The organism is Komagataeibacter xylinus, assembly GCF_009834365.1.
In the GTDB taxonomy this organism is placed as follows: domain Bacteria; phylum Pseudomonadota; class Alphaproteobacteria; order Acetobacterales; family Acetobacteraceae; genus Komagataeibacter; species Komagataeibacter xylinus_D.
In genome coordinates this window covers 1,022,608-1,046,705 of the sequence record NZ_CP041348.1, presented here as the reverse complement: position 1 = coordinate 1,046,705, position 24,098 = coordinate 1,022,608, and the positions used below count along the sequence as shown (strand labels likewise).

At 64.1% G+C, this 24,098-nt stretch carries 24 protein-coding genes and 1 pseudogene; 17 read left to right on the top strand and 8 right to left on the bottom strand.

Features of this window, described 5'->3' with window-relative positions; all coding sequences use genetic code 11:
* The first annotated feature begins 99 nt into the window (after nucleotides 1-99).
* From FMA36_RS04950 to rimI, 11 genes and pseudogenes are all read left to right on the top strand, one after another.
* Nucleotides 100-2,664, top strand: coding sequence for a penicillin-binding protein 1A (locus tag FMA36_RS04950; RefSeq protein WP_159261279.1), 2,565 nt, complete (start codon nucleotides 100-102; stop codon nucleotides 2,662-2,664).
* Between the two features lie 68 nt (nucleotides 2,665-2,732).
* Nucleotides 2,733-3,864 (top strand): peptide chain release factor 2 gene (prfB, locus tag FMA36_RS04945; RefSeq protein WP_159261277.1). Its coding sequence is split into 2 segments (ribosomal slippage): nucleotides 2,733-2,801 and nucleotides 2,803-3,864, totalling 1,131 coding nucleotides; the frame shifts between segments, so codons are not numbered across the junction.
* A 222-nt stretch (nucleotides 3,865-4,086) separates the two neighbouring features.
* Nucleotides 4,087-4,416 (top strand): hypothetical protein, encoded by a 330-nt coding sequence (locus FMA36_RS04940; protein ID WP_240906481.1) that lies wholly within the window; start codon nucleotides 4,087-4,089, stop codon nucleotides 4,414-4,416.
* A gap of 108 nt (nucleotides 4,417-4,524) precedes the next feature.
* Nucleotides 4,525-5,292: a MotA/TolQ/ExbB proton channel family protein gene (locus FMA36_RS04935; RefSeq protein ID WP_159261275.1), complete on the top strand. Its 768-nt coding sequence runs from the start codon at nucleotides 4,525-4,527 to the stop codon at nucleotides 5,290-5,292.
* A 112-nt stretch (nucleotides 5,293-5,404) separates the two neighbouring features.
* Nucleotides 5,405-6,713, top strand: a pseudogene (locus tag FMA36_RS04930) (tetratricopeptide repeat protein).
* 239 nt (nucleotides 6,714-6,952) lie between these two features.
* Complete coding sequence (locus tag FMA36_RS04925) at nucleotides 6,953-7,726, top strand: response regulator (protein WP_159261274.1); 774 nt, start codon at nucleotides 6,953-6,955, stop codon at nucleotides 7,724-7,726.
* Between the two features lie 101 nt (nucleotides 7,727-7,827).
* Nucleotides 7,828-9,099: an ATP-binding protein gene (locus FMA36_RS04920; protein WP_240906549.1), complete on the top strand. Its 1,272-nt coding sequence runs from the start codon at nucleotides 7,828-7,830 to the stop codon at nucleotides 9,097-9,099.
* A gap of 132 nt (nucleotides 9,100-9,231) precedes the next feature.
* Nucleotides 9,232-9,795 (top strand): NifU family protein, encoded by a 564-nt coding sequence (locus FMA36_RS04915; RefSeq protein WP_159261270.1) that lies wholly within the window; start codon nucleotides 9,232-9,234, stop codon nucleotides 9,793-9,795.
* A gap of 35 nt (nucleotides 9,796-9,830) precedes the next feature.
* Nucleotides 9,831-10,415, top strand: coding sequence for a malonic semialdehyde reductase (locus tag FMA36_RS04910; RefSeq protein ID WP_159261268.1), 585 nt, complete (start codon nucleotides 9,831-9,833; stop codon nucleotides 10,413-10,415).
* A 3-nt stretch (nucleotides 10,416-10,418) separates the two neighbouring features.
* Nucleotides 10,419-11,129 (top strand): tRNA (adenosine(37)-N6)-threonylcarbamoyltransferase complex dimerization subunit type 1 TsaB, encoded by a 711-nt coding sequence (gene tsaB / locus FMA36_RS04905; RefSeq protein ID WP_159261266.1) that lies wholly within the window; start codon nucleotides 10,419-10,421, stop codon nucleotides 11,127-11,129.
* Nucleotides 11,126-11,569, top strand: a complete 444-nt coding sequence (gene rimI, locus FMA36_RS04900) for a ribosomal protein S18-alanine N-acetyltransferase (protein WP_159261264.1) — start codon at nucleotides 11,126-11,128, stop codon at nucleotides 11,567-11,569. Before tsaB ends, rimI begins: the two co-directional genes overlap by 4 nt.
* On the opposite strand, the gene FMA36_RS04895 is transcribed toward rimI, so the two are convergent.
* On the bottom strand, nucleotides 11,550-11,798 hold the full coding sequence (locus tag FMA36_RS04895) for a sulfurtransferase TusA family protein (protein ID WP_159261262.1): 249 nt from the start codon (nucleotides 11,796-11,798) through the stop codon (nucleotides 11,550-11,552). The genes rimI and FMA36_RS04895 overlap by 20 nt on opposite strands.
* A 93-nt stretch (nucleotides 11,799-11,891) precedes the next feature.
* Between FMA36_RS04895 and FMA36_RS04890 the strand changes: the two genes are divergently transcribed.
* The 5 genes from FMA36_RS04890 to FMA36_RS04870 all read left to right on the top strand — a co-directional run bounded on the left by FMA36_RS04890 (nucleotide 11,892) and on the right by FMA36_RS04870 (nucleotide 15,999).
* Complete coding sequence (locus tag FMA36_RS04890) at nucleotides 11,892-12,299, top strand: Ros/MucR family transcriptional regulator (protein WP_159261260.1); 408 nt, start codon at nucleotides 11,892-11,894, stop codon at nucleotides 12,297-12,299.
* A gap of 58 nt (nucleotides 12,300-12,357) precedes the next feature.
* The gene (locus FMA36_RS04885; protein ID WP_110569614.1) at nucleotides 12,358-12,849 is read left to right on the top strand and encodes a Fur family transcriptional regulator; all 492 of its coding nucleotides are present in this window, start codon (nucleotides 12,358-12,360) and stop codon (nucleotides 12,847-12,849) included.
* Nucleotides 12,846-13,691: a GNAT family N-acetyltransferase gene (locus FMA36_RS04880; RefSeq protein WP_078525741.1), complete on the top strand. Its 846-nt coding sequence runs from the start codon at nucleotides 12,846-12,848 to the stop codon at nucleotides 13,689-13,691. Before FMA36_RS04885 ends, FMA36_RS04880 begins: the two co-directional genes overlap by 4 nt.
* A 36-nt stretch (nucleotides 13,692-13,727) precedes the next feature.
* A complete protein-coding gene (gene lnt / locus FMA36_RS04875; RefSeq protein WP_159261258.1) occupies nucleotides 13,728-15,266 on the top strand; it encodes an apolipoprotein N-acyltransferase in 1,539 nt (512 codons plus the stop codon).
* 268 nt (nucleotides 15,267-15,534) lie between these two features.
* Nucleotides 15,535-15,999 carry a helix-turn-helix domain-containing protein gene (locus FMA36_RS04870; RefSeq protein ID WP_159261256.1) on the top strand — a complete coding sequence of 155 codons (465 nt, stop codon included), beginning with the start codon at nucleotides 15,535-15,537 and terminating at the stop codon, nucleotides 15,997-15,999.
* An 8-nt stretch (nucleotides 16,000-16,007) separates the two neighbouring features.
* Here the strand turns inward: FMA36_RS04870 and FMA36_RS04865 are convergent, their stop codons facing one another.
* The 6 genes from FMA36_RS04865 to FMA36_RS04840 form a co-directional block, all read right to left on the bottom strand.
* Complete coding sequence (locus tag FMA36_RS04865; RefSeq protein WP_159261254.1) at nucleotides 16,008-16,670, bottom strand: tyrosine-protein phosphatase; 663 nt, start codon at nucleotides 16,668-16,670, stop codon at nucleotides 16,008-16,010.
* Between the two features lie 95 nt (nucleotides 16,671-16,765).
* Complete coding sequence (locus FMA36_RS04860) at nucleotides 16,766-17,548, bottom strand: succinate dehydrogenase iron-sulfur subunit (protein ID WP_159261252.1); 783 nt, start codon at nucleotides 17,546-17,548, stop codon at nucleotides 16,766-16,768.
* 26 nt (nucleotides 17,549-17,574) lie between these two features.
* Nucleotides 17,575-19,386 (bottom strand): succinate dehydrogenase flavoprotein subunit, encoded by a 1,812-nt coding sequence (gene sdhA, locus FMA36_RS04855; protein ID WP_159261249.1) that lies wholly within the window; start codon nucleotides 19,384-19,386, stop codon nucleotides 17,575-17,577.
* Nucleotides 19,387-19,483: 97 nt separating this feature from the next.
* Nucleotides 19,484-19,915 (bottom strand): succinate dehydrogenase, hydrophobic membrane anchor protein, encoded by a 432-nt coding sequence (sdhD, locus tag FMA36_RS04850; RefSeq protein WP_061274364.1) that lies wholly within the window; start codon nucleotides 19,913-19,915, stop codon nucleotides 19,484-19,486.
* Between the two features lie 2 nt (nucleotides 19,916-19,917).
* Entirely contained in the window at nucleotides 19,918-20,310 is a 393-nt protein-coding gene (gene sdhC, locus FMA36_RS04845; protein ID WP_159261247.1) for a succinate dehydrogenase, cytochrome b556 subunit, read from the bottom strand.
* A gap of 243 nt (nucleotides 20,311-20,553) precedes the next feature.
* Nucleotides 20,554-21,573 carry an aspartate-semialdehyde dehydrogenase gene (locus FMA36_RS04840; protein ID WP_159261245.1) on the bottom strand — a complete coding sequence of 340 codons (1,020 nt, stop codon included), beginning with the start codon at nucleotides 21,571-21,573 and terminating at the stop codon, nucleotides 20,554-20,556.
* Nucleotides 21,574-21,855: 282 nt separating this feature from the next.
* Here FMA36_RS04840 and zwf point away from each other — a divergent pair, with 282 nt between their 5' ends.
* Nucleotides 21,856-23,400: a glucose-6-phosphate dehydrogenase gene (gene zwf, locus FMA36_RS04835; protein ID WP_159261244.1), complete on the top strand. Its 1,545-nt coding sequence runs from the start codon at nucleotides 21,856-21,858 to the stop codon at nucleotides 23,398-23,400.
* Between the two features lie 145 nt (nucleotides 23,401-23,545).
* Here the strand turns inward: zwf and FMA36_RS04830 are convergent, their stop codons facing one another.
* Complete coding sequence (locus FMA36_RS04830) at nucleotides 23,546-24,085, bottom strand: Spy/CpxP family protein refolding chaperone (protein WP_159261242.1); 540 nt, start codon at nucleotides 24,083-24,085, stop codon at nucleotides 23,546-23,548.
* Nucleotides 24,086-24,098 lie beyond the last annotated feature (13 nt).

Here is a 24,098-nt window from a genome sequence, read left to right as displayed (position 1 = left end):
GCGGGCTCAGGCGGATCGGGGGCGACGTCAGCGCGGGACAATGCTAGACAGGGGCCTTACGACACATAACAGCCCCTTTCTCTCCTTATTGGACACCGGATGACGCTTGCTGACGGATCAGGCCGCGATGGCCGGATGGATGGACCCTCCCGCCCCGGTGGGAGTGGCCCGCGCCGCCCGCGCTACCGCATGGTGCGCTGGCTGGCGGGCACCACGCTGGCGGTGCTGCTGCTGGGTAGCGGCGGCGCGGGCATTGTGGGCTGGTACGAATATGAGCGCCTGAGCGAGGGCCTGCCCACTGTCGATGGCCTGCGCACCTATCAGCCCCCGGTCATGAGCCGCCTGTATTCCGGTGATGATCAGGTGATGGCCGAGCTCGCCGCCGAGCGGCGCATCTTCGTGCCTTACAGCGCCATACCCGAGCGCGTGCGCAGCGCCTTCCTGGCTGCCGAGGACCAGAAATTCTTCACCCATGGCGGCGTGGACCCGCTGGCCATCCTGCGTGCCGGCATCACCGACATGATGATGCACGGCACCAAGCACCGCCCCATCGGGGCCTCGACCATTACGCAGCAGGTCGCGCGCATCATGCTGCTGGGGTCGAATGCGGTCTCCATCGACCGCAAGATCAAGGAAGCGCTGCTGGCCATGCGCCTTGAGCAGACGCTGAGCAAGGAGCAGATCCTCGAGATCTACCTTAACGAGATCTATCTGGGCGAGGGCGCGTACGGCATCGGCGCTGCCGCCCAGACCTATTTCAACAAGCCGCTCGACCAGCTTGACAATGCCGAGGCCGCCTTCCTTGGCGCGCTGCCCAAATCACCCACCAACTACAATCCGCACCGCTACGTGCAGGCGGCGACCAACCGGCGCAACTGGGTGCTCGACCGCATGGCCGACCTTAAGGTGATTACGCCCGACGAGGCGCGTGCAGCCCAGCTTGAACCCCTCGTGCCCGCCAACTTCACCCGCCCCGGCCCCGTGCCCGCCTCGGAATGGTTTGCCGAGGAAGTGCGCCGCGAACTGATCGAGCGCTACGGCATCGGTACCACCATGGAGGGCGGGCTTTCGGTCCACACCTCGCTGGATTCGCACCTGCAGCAGGTCGCCACCGGCGCGTTGCGTGAGGGACTGCTGCGCTATGACCGCGCCCATGGCGGCTGGCGGGGGGCGTTCGCTCATGTCGATGCAGCGGGCATGGCGGGTGACTGGGCCAATGCGCTGGCGCATGTCACCGCCCCTGCCGCCATGCTGGAGCAGTGGCGCGTGGCCGTGGTGCTGTCTGCCGCCACGGGTCAGGTGGGCTGGCTTGAGGGGCGCGATCCCGTCATGCCTCATACCGGCACGGTACTGGCGCGTGACATGGCGTGGATGCGCACCGGCAAGGGCGTGCAGACCGGCGATGTGGTGCTGGTCGAGCCCCAGGCCGATGGCAGCGGCGTTGCCATCCGCCAGGTGCCGCGGGTGGAGGGCGCACTTGCCACCATCGATGTGCGCACCGGGCGCGTGCTGGCCATGGTGGGGGGCTGGTCGTTCCGCGAATCGCAGTTCAACCGCGCCATTCAGGCGGCGCGCCAGCCGGGGTCCTCGTTCAAGCCGTTCGTCTATCTGGCGGCGATGGAGCAGGGGATCTCGCCCTCGCAGAAATTCGATGATTCACCGGTCAGCTACGGCGAGTGGCACCCCAACAACTACGAAAAGGATTTCTGGGGCCCCACCACCCTGCATGACGCGCTGCGCGAATCGCGCAACCTCGTCACCATCCGTCTTGCCGCCCAGATCGGCATGAAGCCGATAGCCAGCCTCGCGCAGGCCCTTGGCCTCGTGCATTCCATGCCGCTGGTGCTGCCCGCGGCCCTCGGCGCGGTCGAGACCACCGTGATGAAGGAGGCTGGCGCCTACGCCACCATTGCCAATGGCGGCAGGCTGGTCACGCCCACCCTGATCGATGACATCAAGGACCGCAACGGCAACGTGGTGTGGCGGCCCGAGGGCATTGCGTGGCAGCCAGGCGGCACGCCCGCCACCGGCCCGCAGGTGGCCGACAGCCGCCCGCAGGTCGTCTCGGCCACCAGCGCGGCCCAGATCGTGGCCATGATGCAGGATGTGGTGCGCCGGGGCACGGGCGTGCGCGCGGGTGCCGGCATCGACCGGCCCATCGCGGGCAAGACCGGCACCAGCCAGGACTTCAATGATGCGTGGTTCGCGGGCTTCTCGCCCGATCTGGTGACCGTGGTGTGGATCGGGTTCGACACGCCGCAGTCGCTGGGCAAGAACGAGACCGGTGGCGTGATCGCGGGCCCCATCTGGAACCAGGTGATGAAGGCGGCCCTCGCCACGCGCCCCCGTCTTGACTTCCGCGTGCCAGATGGCGTGCAGCTTGCACGCTACGATACCGGCATGGGCATGGCGATCGATGCGTTCAAGCCCGGCCAGGTGCCTGGTGAGAGCGTGGATCTTGGCGCAGGCTCCGGCATGGCGCTCACGGCGGCGGATACGGGGGCCGAGAACATGCCCGATTCCGAGAACGACATGGGCACGATGCCGGGCAGTTCCACCGCCCTGCCTGATGGCACGACATCGGCAGGCCACCCCGCAGCACCCGCGGCGGCTCCCGCCACGCAGCCTTCCGGGGGTGACATTGGCATGGGCGGGCTGTATTGACGCCGTTCATGGCCGGGCGTGACATGGCGCGCGCCCGCACTGTTGACCGTTGACCAAGGAGCAAGCCCATGTCTGCCGAGACAGAGGCCCTGAACGACCAGATCAAGCAGTCGGTGGCGCTGCTGAGGAGGCATCTTTGACTGGGATGTCGCAATCGACCGCCTCGCGGAACTGAACAACCGGGCCGAAGATCCCGACCTGTGGAACGATTCGGACGCAGCGCAGAAGCTCATGCGCGAGCGCACCATGCTGGCAAGCCAGATCGAGGGCGTGCAGCGGCTTGAAGCCGATGTGAACGATACGATCGAACTCGTCGAGCTTGCCGAGATGGAAGGCGACGAGGCCGTGGTGGCCGAGGCGCTGGGCACCCTGCGCGCCCTGGCCGAGGAAGCCAAGCGCCGCGAGACCGAGAGCCTGCTCTCTGGCGAGGCCGACAGCAATGACTGCTACCTTGAGGTCAATGCGGGCGCGGGCGGCACCGAGGCGCAGGACTGGGCCGAGATGCTGCTGCGCATGTACACCCGCTGGGCCGAGCAGCATGGCTACAAGGTGACCATGATGGAAAGCTCGGAGGGCGAGCAGGCCGGCATCAAGTCCGCCACCATTCAGGTAACCGGCCCCAATGCCTATGGCTGGCTCAAGACCGAGGCGGGCGTGCACCGCTTGGTCCGTATCTCGCCGTTTGATGCGGCGGCAAGGCGGCAGACCTCGTTTGCTTCCGTGTGGGTGTATCCGGTGGTCGATGACTCGATCGAGATCGAGATCAACGAGGCCGACCTGCGTGTCGATACCTTCCGCGCCTCGGGTGCGGGTGGGCAGCACGTCAACAAGACGGAATCGGCCATCCGCATCACGCACATCCCCACCGGCATCGTGGTGGCGTGCCAGACCGACCGCTCGCAGCACCGCAACCGCGCCACCGCCATGACCATGCTCAAGGCGCGGATGTACGAGCAGGAACTCCAGCGCCGCGAGGCCGCTGCCGCCCAGACCGAGGCCAGCAAGACCGATATCGGCTGGGGGCATCAGATCCGCTCCTATGTGCTGGCGCCTTACCAGTTGGTCAAGGACCTGCGCACCAACGTCGAGAAAACCAACCCGGACGCGATTCTGGATGGCGATATCGATGACTTCATGGCAGCGGCCCTTGCCGCCCGTGTGGGGGCCACCCGCTCGGAAGCAAGTGCCCAGGCGCAGTAACGCCGCAACCCTGGCGTGCAGGCAGGCAACCCCGTGGCTCAGGCCACGGGTTTTTTTATGCCATGGGCGTTGGGGCATTGTTCTGCCAAGAGAAAATTGTTTCGAATCTGTGTTATATGATGCTTGACATGGCGCCCCTGAGCACGCCCAATTCCGCTCAGGGTAATTTGAACAGCACGCGCCCGCGCGGAATGTTGCGCAGGGGGGCTGGACAGGAGCGGCATGTGGTCTGACGAAGTCATGGGAAAGGATTATGCCGCCAGGCAGCGACAGCGCACGCCATACCTGCGCGTGGCGGGGGTAATCGTGCTGGTCCATGTCGTTGTCGTGTCGGCGCTGGCCTACGGGCTGCGACCCAAGGCCAAGCCCATGTTTCCCGAGCCATACCGGCCCCTGCCGCCACTTGCGATCCGGATCATTCCCGAGCCGCTCCCGCCCGTGCCACCCGCGCCGCCGCTCGTGCGTCCGGTCATGGTCGTGCCGGTGGTTCCGGTCATCCCCGCCCCGGTCATCGGGCGGGATAACAGGGTCCGTCAGCCGGAATTGTTCTGAAAACGATACAGGTGGATTGATTTTCAGCGTCCGGACTGGTCAGATAACAGTCATGAAATGTGTTGCGGGCCAGAAGCATGGCCCTATTCGTCAGAGGATTTGAGGTAAATGACCCGACAGCATCGTAAACCAGTCATGGCGGCCGCGCTGCTGACCGCCTTTTCGGCACTGGCCTACGCCACGCCCGCCGCCGCCGCCGATAATCCCTACGGCCTGGGCGCGCTGTGGTCGAACGGTGACTTCATCGCCCGCACCGTGCTCATCATCATGGTCGTGATGTCTGTCGGGACATGGTACATCATGATCACCAAATTCCTCGAGCAGGCCCGCATGATGAAGGCGGCGAAGGAAGTGAAGGCCAAGTTCTGGCCCGCGCACGACATCAAGCAGGGTGCGGCCCAGCTCGATACCGCATCACCCTTCCGCTACATCGCCGATACCGGCATCACCGCCGCCGAGCACCACGAAGGCACGATGCAGGAGACGATCGACCTGTATTCCTGGACCACCATGTCCATCCAGCGCTCGGTGGATTTCATCCAGAACCGCCTGCAGGGTGGCCTTGCCTTCCTCGGCACGGTGGGTTCGACCTCGCCGTTCGTGGGGCTGTTCGGCACCGTCTGGGGCATCTATCACGCGCTGACGGCCATCGGCATCGCGGGTCAGGCCTCGATCGACAAGGTGGCTGGCCCGGTGGGTGAATCGCTCATCATGACCGCCATCGGCCTGGGCACCGCCGTGCCTGCGGTGCTGGGCTACAACATGCTGGTCCGCCGCAACAAGGGCGCGCTCGACGAGGTGCGCAACTTCGCCGCTGACGTGCAGTCCATCCTGATCGGCGGTTACCGCCATGAAACGCACGATCCGGCGGAATAAGCCTGCCATCCGCACGTAACCGGATTTCAACGTCACGGCGCGGTAGCTCCATGGAGCTACCCTGCCTGCGGTCGGGGGCGGATTGAATGATGGGCCGCACGGGTCCATCGTGATGCCCTGGCCGATCATTCGGGCCATGACCCGTTCATGGAAGGACATCACAGTTGAAAAACATCACATCCAAATCGCTGTTCCGGCTGCGTGGCCGCCTGCTGGCCGGGGTCATGATGGCGCTGCCGGTGGCGGGCGTCCTGCCCGTGCACGGGGCGCATGCGGCTGACCAGCTTGGCCAGAAGGTGGGCACGGCGCTGCAGAAGGCCCAGACCGACCTTGCCGCCAAGAAATATCCGCAGGCCATGGCCGATGTGGATGAAGCGGATGCCGTAAGCGGCAAGTCCGATTACGAATCCTACACCATTGCCCAGATGCGCGCCGCCGTGGCCGCCCAGTCGGGCAACGTGCCGGCTGCCATCTCGGCCTATGACAAGCTGATCGCATCCCCGCGCACGCCGGCCGCCACCAAGGAGCAGATGGCGCTGGCCGAAGGCAGCATGGCCTTCACCGCCAAGGATTACCCCACCGCCGTTGCGGTGAGCGAGAAATACATCAAGGCGGGTGGCAAGAACCCGCAGATGCTGACCATCCTGATCCAGGCCTATTACCTGCAGCATGATTTCGCCAATGCCGCGCGCGTGCAGCAGGGCCAGATCGATGCCGCCATCAAGGCGGGTGGCAAGCCCACCGAGAACCAGCTCCAGCTTCTGGCCGCCTGCCAGGCGCAGCTGAAGGACAACGCGGCACTGACCAAGACCTACGTGCTGCTGGCCACCTACTACCCCAAGCCCGATTACTGGGCGCAGGTGGTCCATTCCGTTCTGAGCAACCCCAACATGGCGCCGGGCCTGCGGCTTGATATCGACCGCGTGCGGCTTGAGGCCGGGCTGGTCAAGACCTCGGCCGAGTATATGGACATTACCGAGCTGGCCATGCAGGCGGGCCTGCCCCAGCTTGCGCTCGACATCATCAACCAGGGCTATGCCAGCGGCGTGGTGGGGCATGATGCCTCAGCCCCGCGCAGCGAAAAGCTCAAGGCGATGGTGGCCCAGAATGCCGAGAGCACCAAGGCCAACCTCGATACGGCCGCAAGCCAGGCTGCAACCGGCAATGCCATGCTCACGGCAGGCTACAACTACGTGCTGAATGGTCAGGCCGACAAGGGCCTGGCGCTGATGCAGCAGGGTCTGGCCAAGGGGCCGTCCGACATCAATATCGGTCGCCTGCATTATGGTCTGGCGCAGGCGGCAGCGGGCAAAAAGGATGCTGCCGTCGCTACGTTCAACAGCGTGGAAGGCACCAATGGCGCGCGTGACATCGCGCAGTTCTGGGTGCTCAAGCTGAACGCGGCGCCTGCGGCGCATTGATGAAAAACAGAAGTTTCTGGTGAAGTTTTTTTCAAAAAAGGCGGCACACGGAAACTTCTGATCTTTTGCAGGCTGTCTGCCAGACGGGGCGCCGGATCATCCGGCGCCCCGTTTGCGTGTGGGGCAGACATTTTATGATATGATCGATGGCCTTATCCCCATGCCGCGCGTTGGTTATGCTTGGCGCTGTTGCATGAAGGGCATCATGCCTGCCCCTGAACCGGAACATGGCCAAGAGAATGACACAGATACCCGTCACTGCCGATCTGCCTGCCCGCATCCTCGTGGTGGAAGATGATCCTGGCATGCGCACCCTGATTGTCCGCGCCCTGCAGGGCGATGGCTACCGTGTGCGCGGCGTGCAGGATGGTCCTGAAATGTGGGATGCGCTCAAGGCGCAGGCCGCCGACCTCATCATCCTTGACGTGATGCTGCCGGGCACCAACGGGCTGGACCTGTGCCGCAGCCTGCGCGCGCAGGCGGACCCCTCGGTGCCGGGCGAAGCCCCGCTGACCGAGGTGCCGGTCATCATCGTCTCCGCCCGTGGCGAGGAACTCGACCGCGTGCAGGGCCTCGAACTCGGTGCGGATGACTACGTGCCCAAGCCCTTTGGCCAGAAGGAACTGCTCGCCCGCGTGCGCGCGGTGCTGCGCAGGCGTGGCGGGGGCGTGACCACGCCAAGTGCCGGGCGGCAGCGCAAGGAAACCGTGCGCTTCGGTGGCTGGATGCTTGACCTGCGGCGGCGCGAACTGACCGACCCCTCGGGCATGGCGGTCGAGATTTCGGGGGCGGAGCATGACCTGCTCACCAGCTTCCTTGACAACCCGCAGCGCGTGATCGGGCGTGACCGGCTGCTGGAACTGTCGCGCACGCGGCTGGGCGATGTATCCGACCGCAGCGTGGATGTGCTGGTCAGCCGCCTGAGGCGCAAGCTGGGGCCGGATTCGGATGGCCTGATCCGCACCGTGCGCGGCATGGGCTACATCTTCACTGCTGAAGTGGAACGGGTCTGAGCCCGCGCGCCGTGGCGGGGCAGGGGAACACACAGGGCGCGCGCGCACCGCAGGTTGCCCGGCGCATCACGCTATGGCCGCGTGGGCTGGTCGGGCGTGTCATGTTCGTGCTGCTCGTGGCGGTGGCGCTCGTGTTCGTGGGCAGTTCCGTTTTCTATGAGGAAGCCGAGACCTACACCATAGACGACGCCCAGCTTGAACAGGTGGGCGAGCGGCTGGTGATTGATGCGCGCGTGCTGGCGGCCACCCCCACCTCGCAGCGCATGGTGCTCGCCGCCATGCTCTCCACCAGTGACCTTACGGTGGACTGGCGCAACCAGGGCCAGCAGGGTACGCTCAAGGTCGAGCCGCCCTCGCTGCGCAAGCTGCATGACCGGCTGGCGGGTACGCTGCCGGTGTTGCAGGGTGATGCGCTCAACCTGTCGGGCACCATCATGGGCACGGCGGATGTGCGCGGTACGCTGCGCCTGCCCGATGGCAGCTACATGGGCTTTCTGGCTCCTGATATTCTTGAGCCGCACCATATGCGCCGGGGCCTCGTCTCGGCGGCCATCCTTGCAGGGGCGGTCATCGGGGCGACCGGCATGCTGGTGCGCGCGCTCAGCATGCCGCTGCGCGCGCTGGCCGATGTGGCTGATACGGTAGGTTCAGGCCAGTGGGTGCCACTGGCCGACAAGGGCCCGCGTGAGGTGCGCTACCTTGCCCGCGCCATCAACGCCATGCAGGAGCGCATCAACCGCCTGATCGCCGACCGCACCGAGGCGCTGGCTGCCGTATCGCACGACCTGCGCACCCCCCTTGCCCGCCTGCGCCTGCGCGCGGGTTTTCTGGAGGATACGAATGCGCAGAAGGAGATCGAGGCCGACGTGACCGAGATGGAGGCCATGATCACCGGTGTGCTGGCCTACCTTTCGGGCGAGAAGGACCCCGAGCCCGCGCGGTCGGTCAATGTAGCTTCCATTCTGGCCACGCGCGTGGATGACGAGGCCGATCAGGGCCGCGACGTGACCTATGATGGCCCCGACCAGGCACAGGCCATGGTGCGGCCGCTGGCGCTGAAGCGCGTGGTGGGCAACCTGATTGACAATGCCGTGAACTATGGCGGCAACGCCCATGTCAGCCTGACGCTGATGGAAGATGCGCTGTGCATTCGCGTGGAGGATAATGGTCCCGGCCTGCCCGAGGCCGAGCTCGACCGGGTTACCACACCGTTCTACCGCGTGGAGGGCTCGCGCTCGCGCAGCACGGGCGGGCTGGGGCTGGGGCTGGCCATTGTCAGCCGCGAGGTGGCGCGTGGCGGCGGGCGGTTCAGGCTGTTCAACCGGCTGGAGGGCGGATTATGTGCGGAAATTGTCCTGCCGCGCATGCCGTGATAGGCCACAGGGCATAAATGCACGCCGTGCGTGTGCGTGGGGTTGGATTTGCGGTCGGGTCGATCATATAACAGGACCCGGGAAGTACTTTTGCCTGTCCCCCCTTTCCCGTCATGTCTGGAAGACCGAGCAATGTTCATCGAAACGGAAGACACACCCAATCCCGCCACCCTGAAGTTCCTGCCGGGGCGCGAGATCATGGCCAGCGGGGCGACGGCTGACTTCATCAGCCCGGATTCCGTGGCGGGCCGCTCGCGTCTGGCCGAACTGCTGTTCGACCTTGATGGCGTGGCCCGCGTCTTCTTCGGCAATGATTTCGTGGCCGTTACCCGTGCCGATGCCACCGAGTGGGAAGCCCTGCGCCCGCAGGTACTCGCGGTGCTGGCCGACTACCTCGCCACCGAACAGCCCGTGGTGGAAAGTGATGCCCAGGTGATCGAAGACCTGATCGCACCGGGGGATGAGGAAATCGTGCAGCAGATCAAGGAACTGCTCGATACCCGCGTGCGCCCCGCCGTGGCAGGCGATGGTGGTGACATCGTGTTCCGTGGCTACCGTGATGGCGTGGTGCGCCTGACCATGCAGGGCGCATGCTCGGGCTGCCCGTCCTCACGCGCCACCCTCAAGCACGGGGTCGAGAACATGCTGCGCCATTATGTGCCGGAAGTGGTATCGGTGGAGCAGGTAGAGGCCTGATCGGCAGGTCTTGCGCGTAAGCTTGGGAATGTTTCATGGCGCTTGATGACGCTGGGCTTGATCTTCTGTTCCGTAACGCACGCACGCCGGTGGCGTGGAATGACCGCCCCGTCGGCACCGATACGCTGCGCCAGCTCCATGATCTGGTGCGCCTCGGGCCGACATCGGGCAACTGCTGCCCTGCCCGTTTCGTGTTCCTGACCACGGAGGGTGCGCGCGAGCGCCTGCGCCCGGCCCTCTCGGCAGGGAACGTGCAGCGCATGATGACCGCCCCGGTCACGGTCATCGTGGCGCATGACCCGCTGTTCTTTGATCGCATGGACACGCTGAACCCGCAGGCCCATGTGCGCCAGTGGTTCGCCGCCGATGTGGGCCTGGCCGAGGAAACCGCCCAGCGCAACGGCACGCTGCAAGGCGGCTACATGATCATGGCCGCCCGCGCGCTCGGCCTGTCGGCGCTGCCGCTTTCGGGCTTCGATGCCGCTATGGTGGAAGACGCCTTTCTGGCCGATCAGGGCTGGCAGGCCAATTTCCTGCTCTGCCTTGGCTACAGCGACGGACCGCCGCCCACGCCGCGCGCGCCGCGCCTGAGTTTTGATGATGCCTGCGTGATTGTCTGACCCATGCGCATTCTGGTCATGGATGGGGCTGCGACCGGGGCGCAGGCACAGGCCCTGATTGCCTGCCTGGCGGCTGATGCGGCGGGCGTGCCTGCTGTGCTCGCCACCCGTATCGCCACCGGGCGCGGCGCTGCCGAGCAGTTCCCGCTGCTGGCGACCGAACTGTTTGCACATTGTGGCTGGGGCCATGCCATGCCTGAACTGGTGGGCGTGGTGGTGGGACCGGGATCGTTTACGGGGTTGCGGGCCTCGCTGGCCTTTGCGCACGGGCTGGCGGCGGGTGCGGGCTGCACGGTTGTGGGTGTGACCGGGGGCGAGGTCATGGCCCCGACCCTGCGCGCGGCAGCGGCACCATCAGGCGCCACGGCCCTGCATTGCACCATGGCCCGCCGGGGCCGCGTATTTATTGAAACACTGGGCACGCAGTCAGCACTGGGGCAGGTTCGTGCCTGCATGCTTGATGCGCTTGACCTGCCGCAGGGCCCCCTGCTGCTGGCAGGCAACGGTGCGCAGGCGGTAGCGGAGGCCGCTGGCGGGCGCGGCGGCATGCACCTGCTGCCTGATGCGCCACCCGACCCCCAGGCCATTGCCGCCGCCGCCCTGCTGCGCCTGCGGGGCGATCTCCCGCCCCGCGCGTCCCAGCCGCTTTATGTCGACGCGCCGGAAGCCAAGCTGCCCGCCGCAGGCCTGAGGCCAGCCCCCGTTACACCATGACGGATAATACCGTGCCCGCAGAACAGGCCGCCCTGCTGGCCCGCATCCACGCGACGGCCTTCACCCCCGTGCACCGGTGGGATGCGCAGGCCATGGCGGCCCTGCTCGCCATGCCAGGCGTGTTCGTGCTGTTTGCGCAGGGTGAGGGTATTCCTCCCGTAGCGGGCTTCATCATGGCCCGCGCCCTGCTCGATGAAGCCGAGATCCTGACCTTTGCCGTGGACCCCGCCTGGCAGGGGCAGGGCATCGGGCGCGACCTGCTGGCACGCTGCCTGAATGAGGCCGCGCGGGCCGGGGCGGCGGATATGTTCCTGGAGGTGGCGGACGATAACGTGGCCGCGCTGGGGCTTTACCACGCGGCAGGATTCGCGGTGGTGGGGGGGCGGCGGAAATACTACCCCGATGGCACGGATGCCTGTGTCATGAAGCGGGAGATTTGAGCACGGTCAGCTGGTGGGTTATGCCATCTGTTTCTGTCTGTATTTCTTCCACGACATGACCAAGCAGCTTCAGACTGCGCGAAACATTGTCCAGCGGGCCTGCGCCGCGCAGGCGGACAAGCAGTCTTTCCCCGCCCGGAAGTCTGTCAAGTGCCAGGCGCGTGTGTACGAAAGTCATGGGGCACACTTCATGGGTGATATCCAGTTTCGCCATCTCTATATCAGACATATTACCATGAGACCTCTGTTGTGACCGGTTGCGATCCTTCTGGAATTATTTATATAGGATGCATCATTATTCCAGAGTGACAGGATCAGATTAATGGCTGATGCAGCGGCAGAAGTTGAAGTGCGCGAACTCGCTGCCGAAATCGTTTCGGCATATGTCTCGCGGAATGAAATCGACGCGGAGGCCCTCCCCGATCTGATTCACCAGGTCTATGAGGCTGTTGCCTCCCTCGGGCGCGCCGAGCCCGTGCCCGAGAAGCCGGTGCCCGCGGTGCCGCTCAAGAAATCCGTCTTCCCTGACTACATCGTCTGCCTTGAGGACGGGAAGAAGCTCAAGATGCTCAAGCGTCATCTCAAGACCGCCTATAACATGACGCCCGATGAATACCGCGAGCGCTGGGGCCTGCCGCATGACTACCCCATGGTGGCGCCGAGCTACGCCAGCCACCGCTCCACCCTGGCCCGCAAGATCGGGCTTGGCACGAAACAACGCGAGGACTGATCCCCATGCCGGGTGGTCATATGGACAGGTATCGGCACGATCGGCTACGTCCATAGGCATGGCAACAGATCGTAACGGACTACAGACGCGCATCGAGCGCATGTGCATGGAGCGCGGCCTGAAAATGACAGGCCAGCGCCGTGTCATTGCGCGCGTGCTGTCCGAGGCCCATGACCACCCGGATGTGGAGGAACTCTACCGCCGTGCCTCGGCGCTGGATGGGCGCATATCGGTTGCCACGGTGTACCGCACCGTTCGCCTGCTGGAAGAAAACGGCATTCTCGAACGCCGTGACTTTGGCGGCGGCCGCGCGCGCTACGAGGCCACGGAGGAAGGCGACCACTACCACCTGATCGACGTGGAAAGCGGGCAGGTCGTTGAGTTCACCCATGCCGCCCATGCCGAACTGCTGCGCCAGATCACGGCTTCCCTGGGGTTCGAGCTGGTGTCCCATCGGCTGGAACTGTTTGCGCGCAGGCTGCCCGACGTGGCACAAGAACAGACGGACCATACGGTGCAAACGGAGCAGAAGGGCGGGTCACGGCCTTGAGTATCGAGAAAACCATACAGTCCCTTTCCACTCTGGACCTTGAACGCAACGGTTTTCCCGAGCTGCGGGGGGGCAATCTTGGCGTCAGGATCGCCGCGACGGATGAAGAGCGCGATGCCGCCCAGGCGCTGCGTTACCGTGTGTTCTATGAGGAAATGGGGGCTCGCCCCGATTCCCGTACGGCACGTCTCAAGCGCGACGTGGACGAATTCGATGAATATGCCGATCACCTTCTGGTGATTGATCATGCCATCTCATCGGGTGCCAAGGGCGTTGTGGGCACCTACCGGCTCATGCAGGGGGATGCTGCAAAGAAGCTGGGCAAATTCTATACCTCGGGCGAATACGACATCTCGCGCCTGACCGAGTTTCCCGGTCGGCTGCTTGAGGTGGGCCGGTCATGCGTGGACCAGAACTATCGCGGTCGCGCGGCCATGCAGCTGCTGTGGCGTGGCATTGCCTCCTACATCTTCCTGCACCGCATTGACGTGCTGTTCGGCTGCGCAAGCCTGCCCGGCACCAATCCCGATGCGTTGTCTGATGAACTGACCTATCTGTACCACAACCATCTTGCCCCGCCTGCGCTGCGGATCAGCGCCGTGCCGGAGCGCCGGGTGGAAATGCTGCGTACCGACCCGCAGACCCTCGACCATCGCCGCTCGCTTGCGCGCCTGCCGCCCCTGATCAAGGGTTATCTGCGGCTTGGGGGTTATGTAGGTGATGGCGCGGTGATTGATGAGCAGTTCAACACCATTGATGTGGCCGTGCTCGTCAAGAGTGAGCTTCTGGCTGACAAATATTACCGCCATTACGAGCGCCGCCTGCGTGACGCGCTGGACTAGGCGCGCCTGCCCCTACGGCGTGGATTGTGGCGCTGCATGAGGTTTCTCCGTGATCTGTATATGAGGCTGTCGCGCCAGCATGGCTGGCGTGCGGACCTTGTCATGGTGCTGGCAGGCGGGCTGTACGCGCTCGGCTTTCCGCCCGTGCATGCGGTCGTGGTGCTGCCAGTGGCCTTCTGCCTGCTGGCGCTGGCCATTGATCATGCGGCCGGCTGGAAAGAGGCCGCGCGGCGGGGCTTCATGTTCGCCATGGGGCTGTACACCGTAGGCCTGTACTGGCTCATGTACGCCATCCTGCTCCGTGCGGATGATTTCTGGTGGCTGGTGCCACTGGCCTCGCCGGGCTGCGCGGTGATCCTTGCGCCACTTAGCGCGCTCTCGGCCGGGCTGAGCCGCCTCGTGCCGCGCGGCACCGGGCGGCTGGTGGTGCTGGCAGCGTTGTGGACGCTGACGGACATGGCGCGGGTTTACGTGTTCAGCGGTTTTCCGTGGAATCCGCCTGGCAGCGTATGGGCGTTTCCGGGGCTTGCGGGGGATATCATGCTTCAGCCCGCCGCATGGATCGGGGTGGATGGGCTGACGCTGCTGACCTGCCTGCTCTCGCTTGCCCCACTTTATGGCCGTGCGGGGCGCCTGGCCTGCGCCGGCGTGCTGGCGGCATGGGTGGCCTGTGGTGCGCTGCGGGTTGCCAGCATTCATGACACCTATGGTCATAACCCCGAGGTGGTGCTGGTGCAGGGCAATGTGCCCGAGACCGAGAAAATATCACGCGACTCCGATGTGGCAGTGTTCCGCCGTTATCTGGAGCTGACGCATGCGGGCGTGCAGGCGGGCCTGCGCGAGGCGGATGGCAGGCCGGTTGTGTTTGCATGGCCGGAATCGGCCTTTCCCGGCCTGCTGCTGGAAGATGACATCGCGCGCCCCATGATCATGAAGGCAGGGCAGGGGGCGGCTGCGGGCGTGATCGGCACGCTGCGCTGGCTGGAGGACAGGCACTGGCGCAACAGCATGGTGGCCCTGCTGCCTGATGGTCAGCCTGCCACCCCCTATGACAAGGCGCATCTGGTGCCGTTTGGCGAATACCAGCCCGCGTTTCTGCCCTTTCATGTCGTACCGGGGGAAGGGATGACCCCCGGCCCCGGCGTGCAGACCTGGCACCTGCCGGGTGTTGCCCCGGTGGGGCCGCTGATCTGCTACGAGGTGATTTTCTCCGGTCAGGTGGTCGACCCGCGTGACCGCCCCACCTGGTTGCTCAACAGCACGAATGACGCCTGGTATGGCAACAGCGCAGGTCCCCGCCAGCATCTTGCCGCCGTGCGCCTCCGCGCGGTGGAGGAAGGCCTGCCGGTGGCGCGTGCCGCCAATACCGGCATTTCAGCCATTTTTGACGGGCGCGGCCACGAACTGGCCCGGCTGGGATGGGACCGGCAGGGTGTTCTGGTCCATGCGCTGCCCGATGCGCTGCCCTGCACGTTTTTTGGACATTATGGCCGTCTGGTGCCCCTTCTGCTGGCCGGGGTAATGGGGCTTGCGGGTTTGTTCTGGCGGCGGTTATGTTTTAAAGAAGGTTCTTGAATACCTCTTTAGGATAAGCCCATTTTTTATTTATGCATTCAAAATGCATGAATATTTTCCTAATTTCTCCCTACCTTTCGCAGTGGGGAAGTTTTATGCACGTCTGCCTTATTTGGACGCAGACAGTGCAGAAAATAGCGTATGTATTGTAGTCGGGCTTGCTTTAAAAAAGATTAATGCCCGGCCGTCATCTGACGGGTATCTGCACGTTCCAGCGGTTTACGCCGTGTGAGACAGGAAAGGTAAGGCTATTACTGTGATCGGGAAAATGTCTGCTGCGTCCAATCCGGTGGATGTGCATGTTGGCAACCGTATCCGCCTGCGCCGTACCTTGCTTGGCATGTCACAGGAGCGGTTGGGCAATGCCCTTGGCCTTACATTCCAGCAGGTGCAGAAATACGAGCGCGGCCGCAACCGTGTTGGCGCGTCGCGGCTGTATGACCTTGCCTGCGTGCTCGATGTGCCGGTGGCCTTCTTTTTTGATGGCCTGCCCGATCGTGGCATGGGGCAGGGTTATGGCATGATAGATGAAACGGCAGGCATGGCTGAACCTGCGGCCAGCGTGGCCCCGATTGCTGGCATGAAGGAAGTGGGCAGGGCAACGATACCGGCCGATGATCTCGCCCTGCTGTCGCGCCGCGAGACGATCGACCTCGTGCGCGCCTATTACGGAATCGAGGATAGCGGCACGCGCCGACGCGTGCTCGACCTCGTGCGCTCCATGGGGGCCTGAGGGCTACTTTATTCCCGCCGCAGCACCTGATCGGTCATGAAGGACGCGATCTTGCCCGCGCGGAAATCATGGCGCAGGCGGTCTTCATCATATTCCGTGCGCACCCAGTCCATGAAGGGAATGCGCCCTTCCGCTTCTGTCTGATAGCGCAGGAAGAAGGCATCGAGCACGCCGGTGCGTGATGAATTGAAATGCCAGTTTTTCCATGAAAGCTGACGCAGCGCCTGCTGCGCCGTGCCGCCCTCGAACAGGATGATCAGCCCTGCTGCCAGCCCCGTGCGGTCAGCACCCGACTTGCAGTGCATGAGCATGGGAAAGCGGATATCGTGGTAAATCCGTTCAAAGCGTTCGATGCGGTCGCGGTGCGGTGCGTTGCGGCTTTCAAACGCCATGTCGATATGACGCAGGCCAAGGGCGTGCGCTGCCTCGCGTGAGAGCGCATCGGAGCCGCATTTGCGGTGCCCGCGCAGGTTGACCAGCGTTTTCAGGCCCAGTCGGCGCGTGGCCAGCCGCAGGCGCCACGGGGTAGGGTGGTTGCAGCGATAGACCCGGCCGGGAATGACCGTGCGGAAGTTGGTCCAGGTCTGGCGCAGGATTGCGTGGTCAGCAAACAGGCTGTCGATCCACGCACGGCTTCGGCCAGCAGGGGTGGACAGGTTTCCCTCAAACACCGGCCTTGTCCTTTCAAACGGGCGGAGACGAAAAAAGCGCTGGATTTTTCACATCCAGCGCTTTCCGCGTCAATCAGGAATGAAAGAAAGAACGCTTATGCCTTGCGTTCAAGCTGCAGTTCCTTGATCCGGCCAATCGCCTTGGCGGGGTTCAGGCCCTTGGGGCAGGTCTGGGTGCAGTTCATGATCGTGCGGCAGGCATAGAGCTTGAGCGGATCTTCCAGCGCATCAAGCCGGTCGCCAGCATGCTCGTCGCGGCTGTCGGCAATCCAGCGGTAAGCTGCCAGCAGCGTTGCCGGGCCGAGGTAGCGATCGCCATTCCACCAGTAGGACGGGCACGAGGTGGAGCAGCAGAAGCACAGGATGCACTCCCACATGCCATCAAGCTCGGCGCGTTCCTCAATGCTCTGGCGGCGCTCGGAATCCGGCGGTGGCGCGGTGTCGGATTTCAGCCACGGGTCAATCGAGCGCAGCTGGGCATACGCGCCATCAAGGTCGGGCACCAGATCCTTGATGACCGGCATGTGCGGCAGCGGATAGATGGCGATATCGCCCTCGATGTCGCGGATGGGCTTGAGGCAGGCCAGCGTGTTCTCGCCCGCGATGTTCATCGCGCACGACCCGCAGATGCCCTCGCGGCATGAGCGGCGGAAGGTGAGCGTGGAGTCCACATCGTTCTTGATGTGGATCAGCGCATCGAGCACCATCGGGCCGATCTTGTCGAGGTCGATCTCGTAGGTATCGACCACGGGGTTGCTGTCATTATCCGGGCTCCAGCGATAGATCCGGAAGTTCTTGACATTGGAGGCACCGGGAGCGGCCGTGAAAATGCGGCCTTTGCCCACCGTGCTGTTCTTTGGCAGTCTGAATTCGACCATCGTCTCGTTCCTTTTCCGCCGTTACGTCAGTAGACGCGCTTCTTGGGGGGGAAGACCTGCACATCGTCGGTCAGCGTTTTCATGTGCACGGGGCGGTAGCTCAGCGTAACGTCGCCCGCGTCGGTCATGTGGGCGACAGTGTGCTTCATCCAGTTCTTGTCATCACGATCGGGGTAATCGTCATGGGCCTGCGCGCCGCGGCTTTCGTGGCGGGCATCGGCGCCTGCCATGGTCACGGTGGCATTGGCGAGCAGGTTCTCGAACTCGAGCGCTTCCATCAGGTCACTGTTCCAGATCAGCGAGCGGTCGTTGATCGAGATGTCGGGCAGTTCCGACCAGATTTCCTTTATCTTCTCCACACCCTGCGCCAGGCTCTCGGTATTGCGGAACACGGCGGCATGCTTCTGCATGGTGCGCTGCAGCTTGGAGCGCATGTCAGCCACATGGGTCTTGCCCTTGGCGTAGCGCAGCCTGTCAAAGCGTGCGATCGCGGCATCACCCGCGCCCTCGGGCAGTGGCTTGATGACTTCCTCGCTCTTGATGGTGGCTGCGGCGCGCTGGGCAGCGGCGCGGCCAAACACCACGAGGTCGAGCAGGGAGTTGGTGCCAAGGCGGTTGGCGCCATGCACGGACACGCAGGCCGCTTCACCCACGGCCATCAGGCCGGGCACCACCGCATCGACATCATCAGCCGTGGGGCGGATGACCTCGCCATGGTAGTTGGTGGGGATGCCACCCATGTTGTAGTGCACCGTGGGCAGGACCGGCACCGGCTCCTTGGTCACGTCGATACCTGCGAAGATGCGCGCGGTCTCGGAAATGCCGGGCAGGCGCTCATGCAGGATCTCGGGGCCAAGATGCTCGAGATGGAGCATGATGTAGTTCTTCTCCGGCCCGCAGCCACGCCCTTCGTTGATCTCGATGGTCATGGCGCGCGAGACGACATCACGCGAGGCGAGATCCTTGGCGGTGGGGGCATAACGCTCCATGAAGCGCTCGCCCTTGGAGTTGGTCAGGTAGCCACCCTCGCCACGGCAGCCTTCCGTCAGCAGGCAGCCTGCAGGGAAGATGCCGGTGGGGTGGAACTGCACGAATTCCATGTCCTGCATGGGAATGCCGGCACGGATCGCCATGCCGCCGCCATCACCGGTGCAGGTATGCGCGGAGGTGCACGAGTGGTAGGCGCGGCCATAACCGCCGGTGGCCAGAACCACCTTCTGTGCGCGGAAGCGGTGCAGCGTGCCATCTTCCAGGCACCAGGCCATTACGCCACGGCAGGCACCTTCTTCATCCATGATCAGGTCGATGGCGAAGTATTCGACAAAGAATTCGACGTTATGCTTCAGGCACTGCTGGTACAGCGTGTGCAGGATGGCATGGCCCGTGCGGTCGGCGGCGGCGCAGGCGCGGGGCACCGGAGCCTCGCCATAATTGCGCATGTGGCCACCGAAGGGGCGCTGGTAGATCTTGCCATCTTCCGTGCGTGAAAACGGCACGCCCATGTGCTCGAGTTCCTGCACGGCGGGTACGGCCTCGCGGCACATGTATTCGATGGCGTCCTGGTCGCCCAGCCAGTCCGACCCCTTTACGGTGTCGTACATGTGCCAGCGCCAGTTATCCTCGGCCATGTTGCCAAGCGATGCGCCAATGCCGCCCTGCGCTGCAACGGTGTGGCTGCGTGTGGGGAAAACCTTGGTCACGCAGGCGGTCTTGAGGCCAGCAGCCCCCATGCCCAGCGTGGCCCTCAGGCCGGAGCCACCAGCGCCTACGACAACCACGTCATATGCGTGGTCAACGATCCTGTAGGAGCCGGTGAGTGGTGAAGTGGTCGCGTTCATTTCTTGGACGTGTCCCGATGCTCGTTCGGACGGCCAGCCGGAAGTGCGGCCCGCCGGTCCGCGAATGTCATGTTCTGCTCAGGCGATGGCGCGGGCCTCAGCCCGCGGCAATCGTGCTCCGGCTGCTGCCGGCAAGTGCCAGCTTCAGTACGGAAACCGCGCCGAACAGACCCAGAAGGAAGACGATCCCCTTCATCAGCAGGCCGGCAGGCAGGTGCGCCTTGCCGTGCACGTAGTCATCAATGATGACCTGCAGCCCAAGCTGGGTGTGGTAGAAGGTCAGGATCACCAGCGACAGCATCATGGTGGTGTTGAAGGGGCGTGCCCCCCACTTCGCCACTTCCGGCTGTGATGCGCCAGCAAGGCGGAATACCTGGATCACGAACCAGCCCGACAGCGGCACGAGGGCCACCGCCGATGCGCGCTCGGCCCACCAGTGGCCGACACCGGCCTGCCCCGAACCCAGGCCGCGCGCGCGTGACAGCTGCGAGCGCATGACCGTGACATGTGGCTTCTTTGGATTGCTCATGGTCAGGATGCCTTTTTGCGGGAGCGACAGATCGCAACGCCAACGATACCGGCGACGAGCGCCAGGGTGGTGCCGACCGTGACACCCACGGCGACCGGACCATCCTCGTTGATTTCCTTTTTGGAGAAGCGATAGCCGCTATCCCACGCCAGATGGCGCAGCCCCGCCACGAAGTGGTAGACCAGAGCCAGCGCCCAGCCTGCCATCAGCATCTGGCCAAGCGGGTTGCCGGTCACTTTCTGGACCTTGCTGAAAGATTTGGGTCCCTTTGCCGCCGCGCTGATCCAGCACAGGCCAAGTGCCGAACCGCCTGCGGCGGCGACACCGGCAATGCGGTTGGCGATTGAAAGGAACATGGAAAGACGGAAGCGGTAGACCTGGAGGTGTGGGGACATAGGCCGCCTGGTCAGAGTTCCGTCGCTTCGCTGCCCTACATAGAGCGCATCACGGACATCCTGCATGGTCGTCTCGTCAATTTCCCTGTTATGGCTTCGGTTTGTTCCGTCGCCTTGTCTGAATTCGGTCCTACGCCGCGCGGCGGGCGGGGTCAACGCAGGTGGGGAACACGAGGTTGAGAGACCCTGCCCCTGCCACGCTGGCGGTACAGCCGCGCTGCGCCGCCACCGAAGGCCCGTTTTTCAGTGCCCGAGCAGGTCGAGGGCGACCATGGTTTCGGCAATCTGCACGGCGTTCAGGGCAGCACCCTTGCGCAGGTTGTCAGCAACACACCAGAAGCCAAGTCCGTTGGGTACGGTGGGGTCGATGCGCAGGCGCGAGACATAGGTCGCATCCTCGCCCACGATCTCGAGCGGGGTGGCGTAGCCGCCATCCTCGCGCTTGTCATGCAGCACCACGCCCGGCGCCTCGCGCAGGGCCTCGCGGGCGCGTGCAAGATCAACGGGTTCCTCGAATTCGACGGTAATGGCCTCGGCATGGCCAATGAACACCGGCACCCGCACGCATGTGGCGAAAACCGCGATGTCGGGGTCGAGAATCTTGCGGGTCTCGACCGTCATCTTCCACTCTTCCTTCGTCGCCCCGTCATTCATGAAACGGTCGATATGGGGAATGCAGTTGAACGCGATCTGCTTGGTGAACTGCTCGGCCTTGATCGGGTCGCCCACCAGGCTGCCACGCGCCTGGTTGAACAGCTCGTCCATGCCGCTTTTGCCAGCACCCGCAACCGCCTGGTAAGTGGCCACCACCACGCGCTTGATTGTGAACAGGTCGTGCAGCGGTTTGAGTGCAACCACCATCTGGATGGTCGAGCAGTTCGGGTTGGCAATGATGCCGCGCTTCGCTTTCTTCACATCGTTGGGATTGACCTCTGGCACCACGAGCGGCACATCCGGTTCCATGCGGAAATGGGATGTGTTGTCGATCACGATGCAGCCAGCCTTGGCCGCGCGCGGCGCATGCACGGCCGAGACCGCGCCGCCGGGCGAGAAAAGGGCGACATCCCAGCCGGTGAAGTCGAAGGTCTCGAGGTTCTGCACCTTGAGCACCTTTTTGTCGCCAAACGAGACTTCTTTGCCCGCCGAGCGGGCGGAGGCAAGGGCCACGATCTCATCCACAGGGAACTGGCGCTCGGCCAGAGTCTTGAGGATTTCGCGCCCCACAGCACCGGTGGCGCCCACCACCGCAACGCGGTAACCCATAATCTTCTTTCCTGTCCTGTCATGCCGGTCCATTCACGCAGAACGGGCCGTTTTCCGTCACTGTAGGGACACCTAGAGCCTGCGCCGCCAACGTGCAAGCAGCCTGTGCCGCCTCAAACGGGCGGAATCGAATCGGGGGCAGGTCAAGGTGGTGGCCTGCATGCGGTGATAGGTCTTGTGGCGTACCGCGTGCCCGATGCACGCTTGACCCATCGCGCCCGTGCGTGGGGGGCCTTTGTGGCCTCCCCCGCGGCCGCGCAGGCAAGGACGGTTAAAGAGATCATGGCCTCATCAACTGATATTCCCGCAACGCCCGCAGCAGTGCTCCCGGTCACCCCCGCAGGCGCGCGCCGCGCGCCGCCGTGCACGCTGGTCATATTCGGCGCGCATGGCGACCTGACCAAGCGGCTGCTGGTGCCGGCGCTGTACAATCTGGTGGGCAGCGGCCTGCTGCACCCGGATTTCCGCGTGATCGGGGTGGACCGGGTGGACAGCACCACGGCCGCCTGGCGCGACGGGCTGAATGCCATGATGCAGTCCTTTACCCACGACCCCAACGCCGAATTCCACCCCCCCAGCATCGATGCCGCGCAGTGGGACTGGCTGGCGCAGCGGCTGGAATACGTGAAGGCGGATTTCAGCGATGTCGATGCCATCCGCAGCCTTGGCGCGGGCTTGCCCGCCAATGCCATCTTCTACCTCGCCATTCCCTCGCGCTTTTTTGCCACCGTGGTGGAAACGCTGGGTGCTGCCGGAGTCGTGGCGCAGAAGGATGGCGCCTTCCGCCGGGTGGTGATTGAAAAACCGTTTGGCTCCGATCTTGCCTCCGCCCAGGCCCTCAACCGCCGCGTGCTGTCGGTGCTTGACGAGTCGCAGGTGTTCCGCATCGACCACTTCCTGGGCAAGGAGACGGTGCAGAACATTCTCGCCATGCGATTCGGCAACCTGATCTTCGAGCCGCTATGGCGCAACGAATATGTCGATCATATCGAGATCACCGCCGCCGAGACCATTGGCGTGGAGCAGCGCGGCGCGTTCTATGAGCCCACCGGCGCGCTGCGCGACATGGTGCCCAACCACCTGTTCCAGCTTTTTGCCATGGTGGCGATGGAGCCGCCCAACACCTTTGATGCCGAGAGCGTGCGCAACGCCAAGGAACAGCTGTTCGAGGCCGTGACCCCCATCGACCCGAAGGATGCCGTGCGCGGCCAGTACGCAGCCGGCACCGTGGAGGGCAAACCCATGGTGGGCTACCGCGAAAGCCCCGGTGTTGCGCCCCACAGCAATACCGAGACCTATGTGGCGCTCAAGCTGCATGTCGAGAACTGGCGCTGGGCGGGCGTGCCGTTCTACCTGCGCACCGGCAAGGGGCTGGGGGGGCGACGCACGGAGGTGGTGGTGCAGTTCCGCAAGCCGCCGATGCTGATGTTCCGCGATACCGAGACCGAGAAGCTGCCGCCCAATCGCATCATCCTCAACATCCAGCCCGCCCAGGGGCTGACGGTGGAGCTTGGCGCCAAGAAGCCGGGGCCGGAAATGGACCTGACCGACGTGCAGGCCCGCTTCCGTTACGAAGACGTGTTCACCAGGTCACCCAATGTGGGTTACGAGACCCTGCTTTATGACTGCCTGATGGGCGATGAGACCCTGTTCCAGCGCGCCGACAACATTGAGGCGGCATGGAAAGCGGTCGATCCCGTATTGCAGGCCTGGGCACAGGACAGTACCGGCCCCGAACTGTATGATGCAGGCACTACCGGCCCCAGTGGGGCGGACGCGCTGCTGGCGCGTGACGGGCGCACCTGGTACCCGCTGGACAAAGCCTGAAATAACGGAAGTTTTCGGGTGCTGCCTTTTTTTAAGGCGGTGTTATTCCAAAGCTTTTTAAAAACAGCTTCACCCGAAACTGTTCACTGAATAAAAAAAGCCCGCACCATGATGGTGCGGGCTTTTTGCATGGGTGCAGGCGGTCTTACTGCGCGGCGGGGGCAGCGGCTGCGCCCTGGCTCGCGGCAGCACGCTCCTGCTGCTTCTCGGCATGCTCGCTGTCACCCTGCACGAACAGGGTATCGGCATGCTTGCGCTGCTTTTTGGAGAAGCTGTCGTAAAGCGGTGCAAATGCGCTGTTCAGCGTCTGCATGTCATGCGCGCGCTCGGCCACGAGGTCAGCATAGGACTGCATGTTTTCCACCGCGTTCATCTTGGGCAGCTTGTCGCGGCGGGCCTCGATGGCGTCATGCAGGCGCTGGGCATTGTCCATCATGTCCTGCGCGAACGGCGTCCAGAGCGTTTCCTGCTTTTTGGTGATGCCCAGCTCGTCATGCAGCGCCTTGATATGGGCCTCGACCTCGTCGGGGGCAGGATCGTGCGGGGTATGGGCAAGGGATGCGGTCGAGTTGGGCGTGCCCTGTGCTGCGGGGGCCGTAGGGGCTGCAGGCTGCATGTCGGCGGCCATGGTCATGGCGGGCAGCATCATAAGGGCGGCAGCAGGGAGAAACCGGCGGAACATCATGTTGTATATTTTC

Bases quoted from the DNA above. Each gene is read 5' to 3' on its own strand.
- FMA36_RS04950 (WP_159261279.1), top strand. From the start codon at position 100: ATGACGCTTGCTGACGGATCAGGCCGCGATGGCCGGATGGATGGACCC.
- FMA36_RS04940 (WP_240906481.1), top strand. From the start codon at position 4,087: ATGTGGTCTGACGAAGTCATGGGAAAGGATTATGCCGCCAGGCAGCGA.
- FMA36_RS04935 (WP_159261275.1), top strand. From the start codon at position 4,525: ATGACCCGACAGCATCGTAAACCAGTCATGGCGGCCGCGCTGCTGACC.
- FMA36_RS04925 (WP_159261274.1), top strand. From the start codon at position 6,953: ATGACACAGATACCCGTCACTGCCGATCTGCCTGCCCGCATCCTCGTG.
- FMA36_RS04920 (WP_240906549.1), top strand. From the start codon at position 7,828: ATGTTCGTGCTGCTCGTGGCGGTGGCGCTCGTGTTCGTGGGCAGTTCC.
- FMA36_RS04915 (WP_159261270.1), top strand. From the start codon at position 9,232: ATGTTCATCGAAACGGAAGACACACCCAATCCCGCCACCCTGAAGTTC.
- FMA36_RS04910 (WP_159261268.1), top strand. From the start codon at position 9,831: ATGGCGCTTGATGACGCTGGGCTTGATCTTCTGTTCCGTAACGCACGC.
- tsaB (WP_159261266.1), top strand. From the start codon at position 10,419: ATGCGCATTCTGGTCATGGATGGGGCTGCGACCGGGGCGCAGGCACAG.
- rimI (WP_159261264.1), top strand. From the start codon at position 11,126: ATGACGGATAATACCGTGCCCGCAGAACAGGCCGCCCTGCTGGCCCGC.
- FMA36_RS04895 (WP_159261262.1), bottom strand. From the start codon at position 11,798: ATGTCTGATATAGAGATGGCGAAACTGGATATCACCCATGAAGTGTGC.
- FMA36_RS04890 (WP_159261260.1), top strand. From the start codon at position 11,892: ATGGCTGATGCAGCGGCAGAAGTTGAAGTGCGCGAACTCGCTGCCGAA.
- FMA36_RS04885 (WP_110569614.1), top strand. From the start codon at position 12,358: ATGGCAACAGATCGTAACGGACTACAGACGCGCATCGAGCGCATGTGC.
- lnt (WP_159261258.1), top strand. From the start codon at position 13,728: ATGAGGTTTCTCCGTGATCTGTATATGAGGCTGTCGCGCCAGCATGGC.
- FMA36_RS04870 (WP_159261256.1), top strand. From the start codon at position 15,535: ATGTCTGCTGCGTCCAATCCGGTGGATGTGCATGTTGGCAACCGTATC.
- FMA36_RS04860 (WP_159261252.1), bottom strand. From the start codon at position 17,548: ATGGTCGAATTCAGACTGCCAAAGAACAGCACGGTGGGCAAAGGCCGC.
- sdhA (WP_159261249.1), bottom strand. From the start codon at position 19,386: ATGAACGCGACCACTTCACCACTCACCGGCTCCTACAGGATCGTTGAC.
- sdhD (WP_061274364.1), bottom strand. From the start codon at position 19,915: ATGAGCAATCCAAAGAAGCCACATGTCACGGTCATGCGCTCGCAGCTG.
- sdhC (WP_159261247.1), bottom strand. From the start codon at position 20,310: ATGTCCCCACACCTCCAGGTCTACCGCTTCCGTCTTTCCATGTTCCTT.
- FMA36_RS04840 (WP_159261245.1), bottom strand. From the start codon at position 21,573: ATGGGTTACCGCGTTGCGGTGGTGGGCGCCACCGGTGCTGTGGGGCGC.
- zwf (WP_159261244.1), top strand. From the start codon at position 21,856: ATGGCCTCATCAACTGATATTCCCGCAACGCCCGCAGCAGTGCTCCCG.
- FMA36_RS04830 (WP_159261242.1), bottom strand. From the start codon at position 24,085: ATGATGTTCCGCCGGTTTCTCCCTGCTGCCGCCCTTATGATGCTGCCC.